This is a genomic window from Streptomyces sp. NPDC055815, from assembly GCF_053616475.1.
This window is the reverse complement of the sequence record NZ_JBSHDU010000016.1, coordinates 1-13,285: the sequence shown is the minus strand read 5'-3', so window position 1 is coordinate 13,285 and position 13,285 is coordinate 1. Positions and strand designations below refer to the sequence as shown.

Annotated in this window: 13 protein-coding genes; 5 read left to right on the top strand and 8 right to left on the bottom strand. The window is 69.4% G+C overall.

The window, feature by feature from the left end; translation table 11 throughout:
• Positions 1–17: 17 nt before the first annotated feature.
• Positions 18–554 (bottom strand): YbjN domain-containing protein, encoded by a 537-nt coding sequence (locus ACWGN5_RS13235; protein ID WP_369145101.1) that lies wholly within the window; start codon positions 552–554, stop codon positions 18–20.
• A gap of 116 nt (positions 555–670) precedes the next feature.
• On the opposite strand from ACWGN5_RS13235, the gene ACWGN5_RS13230 reads away from it, so the two are divergent.
• The gene (locus ACWGN5_RS13230; protein WP_453514226.1) at positions 671–1,096 is read left to right on the top strand and encodes a hypothetical protein; all 426 of its coding nucleotides are present in this window, start codon (positions 671–673) and stop codon (positions 1,094–1,096) included.
• Here ACWGN5_RS13230 and clpB read toward each other — a convergent pair.
• On the bottom strand, positions 1,086–3,680 hold the full coding sequence (gene clpB / locus ACWGN5_RS13225) for an ATP-dependent chaperone ClpB (RefSeq protein WP_453514223.1): 2,595 nt from the start codon (positions 3,678–3,680) through the stop codon (positions 1,086–1,088). The genes ACWGN5_RS13230 and clpB overlap by 11 nt on opposite strands.
• A gap of 123 nt (positions 3,681–3,803) precedes the next feature.
• Between clpB and ACWGN5_RS13220 the strand changes: the two genes are divergently transcribed.
• Complete coding sequence (locus ACWGN5_RS13220) at positions 3,804–4,208, top strand: pyridoxamine 5'-phosphate oxidase family protein (RefSeq protein ID WP_453514221.1); 405 nt, start codon at positions 3,804–3,806, stop codon at positions 4,206–4,208.
• A 104-nt stretch (positions 4,209–4,312) separates the two neighbouring features.
• Here the strand turns inward: ACWGN5_RS13220 and ACWGN5_RS13215 are convergent, their stop codons facing one another.
• Both ACWGN5_RS13215 and ACWGN5_RS13210 read right to left on the bottom strand, forming a co-directional pair.
• Positions 4,313–4,630, bottom strand: a complete 318-nt coding sequence (locus ACWGN5_RS13215) for a Rieske (2Fe-2S) protein (protein ID WP_041129982.1) — start codon at positions 4,628–4,630, stop codon at positions 4,313–4,315.
• Between the two features lie 8 nt (positions 4,631–4,638).
• The gene (locus ACWGN5_RS13210; protein WP_453514218.1) at positions 4,639–4,854 is read right to left on the bottom strand and encodes a hypothetical protein; all 216 of its coding nucleotides are present in this window, start codon (positions 4,852–4,854) and stop codon (positions 4,639–4,641) included.
• A gap of 132 nt (positions 4,855–4,986) precedes the next feature.
• Here ACWGN5_RS13210 and ACWGN5_RS13205 point away from each other — a divergent pair, with 132 nt between their 5' ends.
• Entirely contained in the window at positions 4,987–5,967 is a 981-nt protein-coding gene (locus tag ACWGN5_RS13205) for a helix-turn-helix transcriptional regulator (protein WP_351176943.1), read from the top strand.
• 69 nt (positions 5,968–6,036) lie between these two features.
• Here ACWGN5_RS13205 and ACWGN5_RS13200 read toward each other — a convergent pair whose 3' ends face one another.
• From ACWGN5_RS13200 to dnaK, 4 genes are read right to left on the bottom strand one after another with little or no spacing between them, the layout of a single operon-like run.
• Positions 6,037–6,471 carry a heat shock protein transcriptional repressor HspR gene (locus ACWGN5_RS13200; RefSeq protein WP_086825514.1) on the bottom strand — a complete coding sequence of 145 codons (435 nt, stop codon included), beginning with the start codon at positions 6,469–6,471 and terminating at the stop codon, positions 6,037–6,039.
• Between the two features lie 4 nt (positions 6,472–6,475).
• Positions 6,476–7,663, bottom strand: coding sequence for a molecular chaperone DnaJ (gene dnaJ / locus ACWGN5_RS13195; RefSeq protein WP_453514213.1), 1,188 nt, complete (start codon positions 7,661–7,663; stop codon positions 6,476–6,478).
• Between the two features lie 33 nt (positions 7,664–7,696).
• The gene (grpE, locus tag ACWGN5_RS13190; RefSeq protein ID WP_453514210.1) at positions 7,697–8,335 is read right to left on the bottom strand and encodes a nucleotide exchange factor GrpE; all 639 of its coding nucleotides are present in this window, start codon (positions 8,333–8,335) and stop codon (positions 7,697–7,699) included.
• Positions 8,332–10,173 carry a molecular chaperone DnaK gene (gene dnaK, locus ACWGN5_RS13185; RefSeq protein WP_453514208.1) on the bottom strand — a complete coding sequence of 614 codons (1,842 nt, stop codon included), beginning with the start codon at positions 10,171–10,173 and terminating at the stop codon, positions 8,332–8,334. Before dnaK ends, grpE begins: the two co-directional genes overlap by 4 nt.
• A gap of 227 nt (positions 10,174–10,400) precedes the next feature.
• Between dnaK and ACWGN5_RS13180 the strand changes: the two genes are divergently transcribed.
• Complete coding sequence (locus ACWGN5_RS13180) at positions 10,401–10,880, top strand: sugar transferase (protein ID WP_453514205.1); 480 nt, start codon at positions 10,401–10,403, stop codon at positions 10,878–10,880.
• A 126-nt stretch (positions 10,881–11,006) separates the two neighbouring features.
• Entirely contained in the window at positions 11,007–13,265 is a 2,259-nt protein-coding gene (locus ACWGN5_RS13175; RefSeq protein WP_453514203.1) for a (Fe-S)-binding protein, read from the top strand.
• Positions 13,266–13,285 lie beyond the last annotated feature (20 nt).

Below are 13,285 nucleotides of genomic sequence, written 5' to 3'. Positions count from 1 at the left end.
AGGGGTACGGGGAGGACTCAGGCCTCGTCGTCGCCCGTGGCCTTCTCCTCGGGGGACTCCAGGCCGAACTGCTCGACGATCCACTTGTCGAACTCGATGGAGGCGCGGACCCAGCTGACCGTGGAGGACACGAAGTGCTCCAGGGCGACGCCGGTGCCGATCAGCATCTGCGCCTCGCCGATGAGGCGGAGGGTGGCGGAGCCGTCCTCCTCCTCGTGCAGGTGCGTGTAGACCTTGGGCCACAGGGTGCGGCGGTTCCAGTCGTCGATCGCGTCGAGGATCTTCGCGCGGTCGTCGGCGGCGTGCGGGCGGTCGTAGAACGTCCGCACCGAGAAGACCTGCTGCTCGCCCTCGCCGCGGAACATGAAGTACGTGCGGAACTCCTCCCACGGCGCCGCGAGGTCACCCTCGTCGTCGACGACGTACTTGAGTTCCATCTGCTCGAGGAGCTGCTTGACGAGGTCCTGGTCGGGGACGACGGGGCCCGCCGGTCCTGCGGCCTGAGGCTGGGGCTGGCCCCCGAAATTCGGAATCGAGGACGGGTCGATGCTCACCGTTATTTCCCTTCGTACGGATGCTCGCCATCCTCCCCCATGCCGGGCGGTACGTGGCAAGCCCCGCCGGTCCGGAAGCGGCAAGATCCGCTGCCAGCTGACATGATCTCGTGCCCATGGGGGAAACGAAGAAGAAATCCCGGTGGTGGATCTGGCTCGTCGTGGCGCTGACGGTGTTCTGCGGTCTGCCGGTCTCGCTGGTGGTCTGGGGTGCCTACTCGTTCAGCGAGGCCGGGAAACCGCATCCGGTGGACTGCGCCGCGGCGATGGAGTTCGCGCACGGCCGGCTTCCGGTGGACGCCGAGGACGCCCGGTGCACCGAGGCGCACTGGCAGGAATCCCTCGTCACCGTGGACTTCCGCATGCCGCGCGCCGGGGCCGCCGGCTGGCTGGAGGCCGGCTATCCGGAGGGCGAGGCCCCCGCCACCTGCGAGGGGGACCTCTGCCGGGACACGGACTACGGCTCGTCGATCTACGTGAGCGTGAAGGTGGTGTACGAGGGCACCACCGCCCTCGTACACCTCACCGCCTTCAACGTGTAGCGGCCCCCACGATCAGGCCGTCCTCGAAGCGGTCCACCCGGACCGTGTCGCCGTCCACGACCTCGCCCGCGAGGATCTCCTTCGCGAGCCGGTCGCCGATCGCCGTCTGGATCAGGCGGCGCAGCGGCCGCGCGCCGTACGCCGGGTCGTTGCCCTCCTCGGCGAGCCACTCCAGGGCCGCCGGGGTGACGTCCAGGGTGAGGCGCCGCTCGGCGAGCCGCTTCGCGAGCCGGTCGATCTGGAGCTGCGCGATCCGGCCCAGCTCGGCCCGGTCGAGCGCCGAGAAGACGACCAGGTCGTCGAGACGGTTGAGGAACTCGGGCTTGAAGCTCGCCCGCACGACCTCCAGGACCTGCTGCTTCTTCACGTCCTCCGAGGTCAGAGGCTCGACGAGGAACTGGCTGCCGAGGTTCGAGGTGAGGATCAGGATGGTGTTGCGGAAGTCCACCGTCCGGCCCTGCCCGTCGGTCAGGCGTCCGTCGTCCAGGACCTGGAGCAGGACGTCGAAGACCTCCGGGTGCGCCTTCTCCACCTCGTCGAGCAGGACCACGCTGTACGGGCGGCGGCGGACCGCCTCCGTGAGCTGGCCGCCCTCCTCGTAGCCGACGTAACCGGGAGGCGCGCCGACCAGACGGGCGACGGAGTGCTTCTCGCCGTACTCCGACATGTCGATGCGGATCATGGCCCGCTCGTCGTCGAAGAGGAAGTCCGCGAGCGCCTTCGCCAGCTCGGTCTTGCCGACGCCCGTCGGGCCGAGGAAGAGGAAGGAGCCGGTGGGCCGGTCGGGGTCGGCGATCCCGGCGCGGGTGCGGCGCACCGCGTCGGAGACGGCCTGCACGGCCTCCGACTGGCCGATCAGCCGCTTGCCGAGCTCGCCCTCCATGCGGAGCAGCTTCTGCGTCTCGCCCTCCAGGAGGCGGCCGGCGGGGATGCCGGTCCAGGAGCCGACCACGTCCGCGATGTCGTCGGGGCCGACCTCCTCCTTGACCATGGTGTCCTTGGCGGACTCCTGCTGGGCCTCGGCCTCGGAGGCCTCCGCCAGCTCCCGCTCCAGGCCCGGGATCTCCCCGTACAGCAGCTTGGAGGCGGTGTCGAAGTCGCCGTCCCGCTGGGCGCGCTCGGCGCGGCCGCGGGTCTCGTCGAGGCGCTCCTTCAGCTCGCCGACCCGGTTGAGGGACTGCTTCTCCTTCTCCCAGCGGGCGGTCAGGCCGCGCAGCTCCTCCTCGCGGTCGGCGAGGTCGCGGCGGAGCTTCTCCAGGCGCTGCTTGCTCGCCGCGTCCGTCTCGTTCTTGAGGGCCAGCTCCTCCATGCGGAGCCGGTCCACGGAGCGCTGGAGCTCGTCGATCTCGACGGGCGAGGAGTCGATCTCCATGCGGAGCCGGGACGCGGCCTCGTCGACGAGGTCGATGGCCTTGTCGGGGAGGAAGCGGGAGGTGATGTACCGGTCGGAGAGGGTCGCGGCGGCCACCAGCGCGGAGTCGTTGATCTGCACCTTGTGGTGGGCCTCGTACCGGCCCTTGAGGCCGCGGAGGATCGCGATGGTGTCCTCGACGGTCGGCTCGGCGACCAGGACCTGCTGGAAGCGGCGCTCCAGGGCGGGGTCCTTCTCGATCCGCTCGCGGTACTCGTCGAGGGTGGTCGCGCCGACCATGCGGAGCTCGCCGCGGGCCAGCATCGGCTTGAGCATGTTGCCGGCGTCCATGGCGGAGTCGCCGCCTGCGCCCGCGCCGACGACGGTGTGCAGCTCGTCGATGAAGGTGATGATCTGGCCGTCGCTCGCCTTGATCTCGGAGAGGACGGTCTTCAGGCGCTCCTCGAACTCGCCGCGGTACTTCGCGCCGGCGACCATCGCGCCGAGGTCGAGCGAGACGAGCCGCTTGTTCTTCAGGGACTCCGGGACGTCGCCCTTCACGATCCGCTGGGCGAGGCCCTCGACGACGGCGGTCTTGCCGACGCCGGGCTCACCGATGAGGACCGGGTTGTTCTTGGTGCGGCGGGACAGCACCTGGACCACGCGGCGGATCTCGTGGTCGCGGCCGATGACCGGGTCCAGCTTGCCCTCGCGCGCGGCGGCGGTGAAGTCCGTGCCGAACTTCTCCAGCGCCTTGTACTGCCCCTCCGGGTCGGGTGTGGTCACCCGGCGTCCTCCCCTGCTCTTCTCGAACGCGTCGAGCAGCTTCGATGCGCTCGCGCCCTGCGCGTCGAGGATCTCACCGGCCTGGCCGCCCTTGGCGGCGATCGCGGCGAGAAGGTGCTCGGTGGACAGGTAGTCGTCGCCGAGCTCCTTGGCGCGCTTGTCGGCGTCGGCGATGACGGCGAGGAACTCGCGGTTGGGCTGCGGGGGCGCGACCGTGGACCCGGTGACGCTGGGCAGGGCGGCGAGCAGCCGCTCCGCGCCGCCGCGGACGACGGCCTGGTCGGCGCCGACGGCGGCCAGCAGGTCGGTGATGTTCTCGTTGTCCTGACCGGCCAGGAGGGCAAGGAGTAGGTGGGCGGGGGTCAGGTCGGCGTGTCCCTGGGACACGGCGCGGCTGCTCGCCGCGTTGATCGCGTCCCGGCTCCTGTTGGTCAGTTCGGCGTCCACGTGCGGTGCTCCTCCTCGAACGTCGTGGGTCCGTCTCTCTCTATGACCCTTCCAACGTACACAAAGTTGAGTCCATTCCGCTCAAGGTATCGGAGGGAGTCCCGTCACAGGTAGTTTCCGGGCATGGCCACAGACCCCAGGAACCCCTCCGACTCGTACCTGAGCTTCTGGCGCGAGTACCACATGTGCACCCTGACCACCCCGCGTCCGGACGGCACGCCGCACGTCGTCGCGGTCGGCGTCACGTACGACCCCGAGGGCGGGTACGCGCGCGTGATCACCAACAAGAACAGCCGGAAGGTCGCCAACGTCCTGGCGGCGGGCGCGGACGGCGCGCGGGTCGCGGTCTGCCAGGTCGACAAGGGGCGCTGGGCCACCCTGGAGGGCGTCGCCCGCATCCGTACGGAGGCGGAGACCGTCGCGGACGCCGTCGAGCGCTACGCCGAGCGGTACGGGCGCACGCCGGCCCCGAACCCGGACCGGGTCGTCATCGAGATCGCCCTCACCCGGGCGATGGGCCGCGCCTGACGGCGGACACGCGGACGCACAGCGGCGCCATCGCGTTTCAGGTCCGCGATGGCGCCGCTGTGTGGGGGAAGTGCCGGAGCGATCTACAACGACGGGGGAATCGCTCAGGCACTGCGGGGGGTGGCGGTGATGGCCTCTGGTTCGATCAGCTGGTGGTCCCGCTGATCGAGGTTGACGAAGATCATGCCGTACCGGATGGCACAGCGGATGGGCTGCGGAGCGCCGCGGGGACGGCGCAGACAGCGGTACGCACGGACGTCTTCGTCCTGTTCGCGGGCGACGACGATCGGCTCTCCGAAGAGCGTGACCTTCAGCGAGTCACCACGGTGGGGGATGGCCGTGGCGAGATCGACGAAGTGCCAGCCGGAGCGATAGGCCGAGGCCATCTCCCGGCGGAACCTGGGGTCATCGGGAACATTCATGCGCCCGACTAGCTCCAGCCGGGGTCCTGCGCGGGGGCCACGCTCCAGCCCGGGTCATCGACGAGCGTGGGGGCCGCGAAGTGCCAGCCCGGGTCGAGCGGAGCGGCCTGCACATGGGCGGGCTCCGAGTGCCAGCCCGGATCCGGAACCACTCCCACCGCGCCCACTGTGGCGGCCGCGATGAAGGCGACTCCGGCCGCCGCGCGTATGAGCTTCTTCATCATCACCGAGCAACCTCACTTGAAGGCAACGTCTACTTCCAACCCCCGCGAGTAAGACGATGGCTTACTCTCTGCGCCTGCACCACCAAACCCAGGCATCATGTTCCTGAGATGCAGGAGCCTGGGGGTGTACATATGCGGAAACAAGCGGACGAAACAGGTCACCCTCATTCGCACGCCGAACTGTGCGAAGCGGGCTCCGAGCTGTACGCGGCCGCGCTGCGGACCGGGCGAATACCCCGGTCAGAGGCGGTCGAGGCACCGTGCCTGCTCGACCTCTCGCTGCTCCACCCCGATCCCGACGACGCCCAGTGGCTCCGCCCGGTTCCCCCCTCCGCGGCGCTCGCCCAGCTGCTCCAGCCGATCGAACGGGAGATACTCGACCGCCGGCGGCGCACCGTCGCCCTGTCGGACGCGTTCGAGCCGTTCATGGCCATCAGCGCCCACGACTCGCCCACCACACACGCCATCACCGTGCTCGAGGGCATCGACCGCATCAACTCGACCCTCGACCGCGTCGTGGCCGACTGCCGCAGCGAACTCCTCACCGTCCAGCCGGGCGGCGGCCGCCCCGCCCAGGCCCTCAGCGAGGCCCTGGACCGCGTCTCCCCGCTCCTCGGGCGCGGCATCAGCATGCGCACGCTCTACCAGCACACCGCACGCCACACCGAGCTCACGCTCACCTATCTGGAGCACGTCGGCCCCGAGGTCCAGGTCCGCACCCTCGAAGAGATCATCGACCGGCTGATCATCGTCGACCGCGAGGTCGCCTTCATCCCGGCCCGCAGCGACCGCCAGGTCGCCCTGGAGCTGCGCCACCCCGGCCTGGTCGCCTACCTCGGCGGCGTCTTCGACCAGTTCTGGCAGCTGGCCGTGCCGATACGGGAGGAGATCCCGTACGACATCAAGACCGACGGCATCGGCGGCGTCCAGCGCTCCATCGCCAAGCTCCTCGTCGAGGGGCACGTCGACGAGGCCATCGCCCGCCGGCTCGGCATGAACGTGCGGACCTGCCGGGCGCACATCGCCAAGCTCGCCGCCGCCCTCGGCAGCGGGAGCCGGGCCCAGCTCGGCTATCTGATCGCCCAGTCCGGGATCCTCGAACGGGACAGCTGACCGGTCCGGGACACGGCGAAGGCCCCCTCCACGCTCGGTGAAGGGGGCCTCCGCGCTTCGTACGGGGAGCTACTCGCCGCGCTTCGGGCGCCACACCACGAGGGCGCTCGCCTGCTGCACGTCGGTGTACGGCACCAGGTCCCGGCGGTACGAGGCGTGCACCTGGGCCTCGCGCTGGCGCAGCGTCGCCGCCGCGCCCTCGACCGCCGCCGACAGCTCGGACACCCGTGCCTGGAGCGCCGCGACCTGGTTCTCCAGTTCGATGATCCGCTTGATTCCGGCCAGGTTGATGCCCTCGTCCTGCGACAGCTGCTGCACCTGGCGGAGCAGCTCGATGTCACGGGCCGAGTAGCGCCGTCCGCGGCCCGCCGTGCGGTCCGGGGAGACCAGACCGAGCCGGTCGTACTGCCGGAGGGTCTGCGGGTGCAGACCGGAGAGCTGGGCCGCCACCGAGATGACGTACACGGGGCTCTCGTCGGTCAGCTCGTACGGATTGCGTCTCACCGGGTCACGCTCCCTTCGCGGCCTGGAACAGCTCGGCCCGCGGGTCCTCGGAGGCGGTCGCCTCGCGGAAGGTCTCCAGGGCCTCGCGTGCCTTGTCGTCCAGCTCCTTCGGCACCGCCACCTCGACCGTCACGAGGAGGTCGCCGCGCGTGCCGTCCTTGCGGACCGCGCCCTTGCCCCGGGCGCGCATGGTCCGGCCGTTCGGGGTGCCCGCGGGCAGCTTGAGCGTGACCGCGGGGCCGCCGAGGGTCGGCACCTTGATCTCGCCGCCGAGCGCCGCCTCCGAGAAGGAGACCGGCACCGTGACGGTGAGGTTGTCGTCCTTGCGGCCGAAGACCGGGTGGTCGTCGACGTGCACGACGACGTACAGGTCGCCGTTCTGCCCGCCGCGCTCGCCCGGCGCTCCCTTGCCGCGGAGACGGATCTTCTGGTTGTCGCTGACGCCCGCGGGGATGCGGACCTGCATGGTGCGGGAGGACTTGGCGCGCCCGCTGCCCTTGCAGACCTCGCAGGGGTTCTCGGCGATCAGGCCGCGGCCCTTGCAGTCCACGCAGGGGTCGGTGAGCGAGAAGGAGCCGCTGCCGCCGCGCGAGACCTGCCCGGTGCCGACACAGGTCGGGCACACCCGGGGGGTGCCGTTCTTGTCGCCGGTGCCCGAGCACGCGGTGCAGGGCTGCTGGCTGGACATCCGCAGCGGTACGGTCGCGCCCTCGATGGCCTCGGTGAAGCTGAGCGTCACCTCGGACTCGATGTCCTGGCCGCGCCGCGGCTGGGTGCGGGTGCCCGCACCCCCGCCGCGGTTGAAGAGGCCGCCGAAGACGTCCCCGATGCCGCCGCCCCCGAAGCCGCCACCCGCCCCGCCCTGGGCGCCGCCGAAGAGGTCGCCCAGGTCGAAGTTGAACGAGCCGCCGCCGGGACCGCCGGCCCGGCCCCCCCGATTAAAGACGGCGCCGTTCCCGAAGAGGGCGCGGGCGTCGTCGTACTCCTTGCGCTTCTTGGGGTCGCCGATGACGTCGTTCGCCTCGGAGATCTCCTTGAAGCGCGCCTCGGCGCTCGCGTCACCCTTGTTGGCGTCCGGATGGTTCTCGCGTGCGAGCTTCCGGTACGCCTTCTTGATCTCGGCCTCGGTGGCGTCCTTGGGGACGCCGAGAACCTTGTAGTAGTCCTTCTCGACGAAGTCCTTCGTGTTCATCGACGTCCCTCCTCCCGCGTACGGGTACGGCTGTTACTCGCTGTCCTTCTCGGACGTGCCGGAGTCCTCCGACTCCTCGGCCTTGCCCTGCGCCCCCGGCTGGGGCTCGGCGACGGCCACGCGGGCGGGCCGGATGGTCCGCTCGCCGATCCGATACCCGGGCTGCAGGATCGCCACGCAGGTCGTCTCGGTGACGTCCGGCGCGTACGAGTGCATCAGGGCCTCGTGGATCGTCGGGTCGAAGGGCTCGCCCTCCTTGCCGAACTGCTGCAGACCCATCTTGGCGACGACGGTCTCCAGCGATTCGGCCACCGACTTGAACCCGCCCACGAGCTCGCCGTGGTCCCGGGCCCGGCCGACGTCGTCGAGCACGGGCAGGAGCTCGGACAGGAGGCTCGCGACGGCGATCTCCTTGACCGTGACCCGGTCCCGCTCCACGCGGCGGCGGTAGTTCTGGTACTCGGCCTGGAGCCGCTGGAGGTCGGCCGTGCGCTCGGTGAGCGCGGTGCGGGCCTGGTCCAGCTGCGCCAGCAGGGCTACGTCCGTAGCGTCCCCGGCCGGGGCCGTCGGGTCCTCCTCGGTGGAGTTCTCGACGGCCTCGGCGGCGTCGTCAGCGGTGGCGCCGGAGGGGACGTCGGGCTTCTCCTCGAAGCCCGGGGTCTCCTCGGTCACGCCTGGCCGCCCTTCGGCTTGTCCTCGTCGACGATCTCGGCGTCGACGACGTCGTCGTCCTGCGCCTGGGCCTGGCCCGCGTCGCCGCCGGCGGCCTGGGCGGCCTGGGCGTCGGCGTACAGCGCCTGGCCGAGCTTCTGCGAGACGGCCGCGACCTTCTCGGTGGCGGTGCGGATCTCGGCGGTGTCCTCGCCCTTGAGCTTCTCCTTCAGCTCGACGAGCGCGGCCTCGACCTCGGCCTTGACGTCACCGGGGACCTTGTCCTCGTTGTCCTTGATGAACTTCTCCGTCTGGTAGACGAGCTGCTCACCCTGGTTGCGGGCCTCGGCGGCCTCGCGGCGGCGGTGGTCCTCGTCCGCGTACTGCTCGGCCTCCTGGCGCATCCGGTCGACCTCGTCCTTCGGCAGCGAGGAGCCGCCGGTGACGGTCATCTTCTGCTCCTTGCCCGTGCCCAGGTCCTTCGCGGTCACGTGCATGATGCCGTTGGCGTCGATGTCGAAGGCGACCTCGATCTGCGGGACGCCACGCGGGGCCGGCGGCAGACCGGTCAGCTCGAACATGCCGAGCTTCTTGTTGTACGCCGCGATCTCGCGCTCGCCCTGGTAGACCTGGATCTGCACGGACGGCTGGTTGTCCTCGGCCGTCGTGAAGATCTCGGACCGCTTGGTCGGGATCGTGGTGTTGCGCTCGATGAGCTTGGTCATGATGCCGCCCTTGGTCTCGATGCCGAGGGACAGCGGGGTCACGTCGAGGAGCAGGACGTCCTTGACCTCACCCTTGAGGACACCGGCCTGGAGCGCGGCGCCGATGGCGACGACCTCGTCCGGGTTGACGCCCTTGTTGGCCTCCTGGCCACCGGTCAGCTCCTTGACGAGCTCGGCGACGGCCGGCATACGGGTCGAGCCACCGACGAGAACGACGTGGTCGATCTCGGAGAGGTTGATGCCCGCGTCCTTGATGACGTTGTGGAACGGCACCTTGCAGCGGTCGAGCAGGTCGGAGGTGAGCTGCTGGAACTGGGCGCGCGTGAGCTTCTCGTCCAGGTGCAGCGGGCCCTCGGCGGAGGCCGTGATGTAGGGCAGGTTGATCGAGGTCTCGGTCGAGGACGACAGCTCGATCTTCGCCTTCTCCGCGGCCTCGCGGAGACGCTGGAGAGCCATCTTGTCCTTGGCCAGGTCCACGCCGTGACCGTTCTGGAACTGCGTCACCAGGTAGTCGACGACGCGCTGGTCCCAGTCGTCACCACCGAGGTGGTTGTCACCGTTGGTGGCCTTCACCTCGACGACGCCGTCGCCGATCTCCAGAAGGGACACGTCGAAGGTGCCGCCACCGAGGTCGAAGACGAGGATCGTCTGGTCGTCCTTGTCGAGGCCGTAGGCCAGGGCGGCCGCGGTCGGCTCGTTGACGATGCGCAGGACGTTGAGGCCCGCGATCTCACCGGCCTCCTTGGTGGCCTGACGCTCGGAGTCGTTGAAGTACGCCGGGACGGTGATGACCGCGTCGACGACCTTCTCGCCCAGGTACGCCTCGGCGTCACGCTTGAGCTTCTGCAGGATGAAGGCGCTCATCTGCTGCGGGTTGAAGTTCTTGCCGTCGATCTCGATGTGCCAGTCGGTGCCCATGTGGCGCTTGACCGACCGGATGGTCCTGTCGACGTTGGTGACGGCCTGACGCTTGGCCACCTCGCCGACGAGCACCTCGCCGTTCTTCGCGAAGGCGACGACGGACGGCGTGGTCCTGGCGCCCTCGGCGTTGGTGATGACGGTGGGCTCGCCGCCTTCCAGAACGCTGACGACGGAGTTAGTCGTGCCCAGGTCGATGCCGACCGCACGTGCCATTTCGATTCCTCCAGCTGACTGACTTGAGTGGAACTGACTCAAGGATGCACGAGGAGGTCGACCGCGTCAACAGACCTGAGTGGGGGCGACTCAACTCTTCGTCGGCCAGGCCGCTCAAAGGGCGTGCCGTTCCCCCGTTTGACCAGGTTCGCATGAGAGGGTCCGGACATACTCAGGACATGTCCGGGATTCCCGATCCCAGGATCCCCGCCGAAGGGTGTGAGCGCATGACGGCGAAGCGCGCGTTCGACGTGGCGGGCGGGCTCGTCCTGCTCCTCGCCCTCGCGCCCCTGATCGCCGGGACCGCCCTCTCCGTCTCCCTCGGCGGCAGCGGGGCGGTGCTGCGCCGCCGGACGGTGGCCGGTCTCGGGGGGCGGCCCTTCACGATGCTGACCTTCCGCACGAAGAGCCCGCTGGCCGCGCTTCCGCTGCTCCTGCACGTGGTCGCGGGCCGGATGTCGCTCGTCGGACCCTGCCCGCTGACCCCGGCCCACCGCGAGTGCGCGGGCGAGGGCCGCCGCCGGCTCTCCGTACGCCCGGGGGTGACCGGACCGTGGCAGATCAGCGGCCGCTCGGACCTGCCGTGGGAGGAGCGCGAGCTGCTCGATCTCCACTATGTGGACCACCACTGGCTGGGGATGGATCTGCTGATCCTTGCGCGTACGCTTCCAGCTGTACGCAGGCGTCGCGCGGCAAGGTTCGCCTGAGAGGGCAAGGTTTGCCTGAGCGACACATATCACCGCGAGCGCCGCTACAGCGCGGCGCCGTGACCGGGTAATCTCAGCAGGAACTCAATAAGTTACCGCTTAGTAGGCCCGCCCGAGGAGCCCGTCATGCAACTCGCCGCGATCATCGTGTCGATCGCCATCACGGTGGTGGCCGTCGCGCTGTTCGGCCGCGCCACCGTGCAGATCTACCGCTTCGTGCGGCTCGGTCAGCCGGTGCCCGCCGGTACACGTACCGGTGACCCCAAGCAGCGCACGATCACCCTGGTCAAGGAGTTCCTCGGCCACACCAGGATGAACCGCTGGGGCATCGTCGGCTTCGCGCACTGGTTCGTCGCGGTGGGCTTCTTCTCGCTGCTCCTCACGATCGTCAACGCCTTCGGCCAGCTCTTCCAGGCCGACTGGCTCATCCCGATCATCGGCGACTGGCTGCCGTACGAGATCTTCACCGAGTTCCTCGGCCTGATGACGGTCCTCGGCATCGTGACCCTCATCGTCATCCGCCAGCTGAGCAAGCCGACCAAGGCCGGCCGCAAGTCCCGCTTCGCCGGCTCCAAGACCGGCCAGGCGTACTTCGTCGAGGCCGTCATCCTGATCGTCGGCGTCTGCATCATGACGCTCCGCGCCCTCGAAGGCGTCCAGCACCACGTGACCAGCTGGGAGCCGGGCTTCTTCGCCTCGTACCCGCTGATCGCGCTCCTGGACGGCCTGGACCTGAGCACGATCCAGTACCTCACCTACGGCTTCGCGGCGCTCAAGATCGTCACGTCCTTCACCTGGATGATCACGGTCTCGCTCAACACCAACATGGGCGTCGCCTGGCACCGCTTCCTCGGCTTCCCGAACATCTGGTTCAAGCGCAACGCCGACGGCTCCACCGCCCTGGGCGCGCTCCAGCCGATGACCACCGGCGGCAAGGAGATCGACTGGGAGGACCCGGCCGAGGACGCCGTCTTCGGTGTCTCCCAGGTCGAGCAGTTCTCCTGGAAGGGCATCCTCGACTTCTCCACCTGCACCGAGTGCGGCCGCTGCCAGTCGCAGTGCCCCGCCTGGAACACCGGCAAGCCGCTCTCCCCCAAGCTCCTCATCATGTCCCTCCGGGACCACGCCCACGCCAAGGCGCCGTACCTGCTCGCGGGCGGCGGCAAGACCATGGAGGGCGACGAGAAGGCCACCGAGGAGCAGCTCAAGGACGTCCCCGCCGCCGCCCTCGCCGAGGCCGAGCGCCCCCTCATCGGCACCGCCGAGGAGAACGGCGTCATCGACCCCGACGTCCTGTGGTCCTGCACCACCTGCGGCGCCTGCGTCGAGCAGTGCCCGGTCGACATCGAGCACATCGACCACATCGTCGACATGCGCCGCTACCAGGTGATGATCGAGTCCGCGTTCCCGTCCGAGGCGGGCACGATGCTCAAGAACCTGGAGAAGAAGGGCAACCCCTGGGGTCTCGCCAAGAAGCAGCGCGTCGAGTGGACCAAGGAGGTCGACTTCGAGGTCCCGATCGTCGGCAAGGACGTCGAGGACCTCACCGAGGTCGACTACCTCTACTGGGTCGGCTGCGCCGGCGCCCTGGAGGACCGCGCCAAGAAGACCACCAAGGCCTTCGCCGAGCTGCTCCACATCGCGGGCGTCAAGTTCGCGATCATGGGCGGCGAGGAGAAGTGCACCGGTGACTCCCCGCGCCGCCTGGGCAACGAGCCGCTGTTCCAGCAGCTGGGCGCCGAGAACGTCGCCATGCTGAACATGGCCTTCGGCGAGGACGACGAGGACGAGTCGACGAAGAAGCCGAAGTCGGCCAAGAAGATCGTCTCGACCTGCCCGCACTGCTTCAACACCATCGCCAACGAGTACCCGCAGCTCGGCGGCGAGTACGAGGTCATCCACCACACCCAGCTGCTCCAGCACCTCATCGACGAGGGCAAGCTGATCCCGGTGACCCCGGTCGAGGGCCTCATCACCTACCACGACCCCTGCTACCTGGGCCGGCACAACAAGGTCTACACGCCGCCGCGCGAGATCATGTCCGCCGTCCCCGGCCTGCGCCAGCAGGAGATGCACCGCCACAAGGAGCGCGGCTTCTGCTGCGGCGCCGGTGGTGCCCGGATGTGGATGGAGGAGCGGATCGGCAAGCGCATCAACAACGAGCGCGTCGACGAGGCCCTGTCCCTCAACCCGGACATCGTCTCCACCGCCTGCCCGTTCTGCCTCGTCATGCTCACGGACTCCGTGAACGGCAAGAAGAACGAGGGCAAGGCCAAGGAGTCCGTCACCGTCGTGGACGTGGCGCAGCTGCTCCTGGACTCGGTGAAGACCCCGGTCGAGCCGGAGGAGGAGCCGGCGGCCGAGGAGCCGGAGCCGGCCGTCTGATCCCGGACATGTGAAAGGGC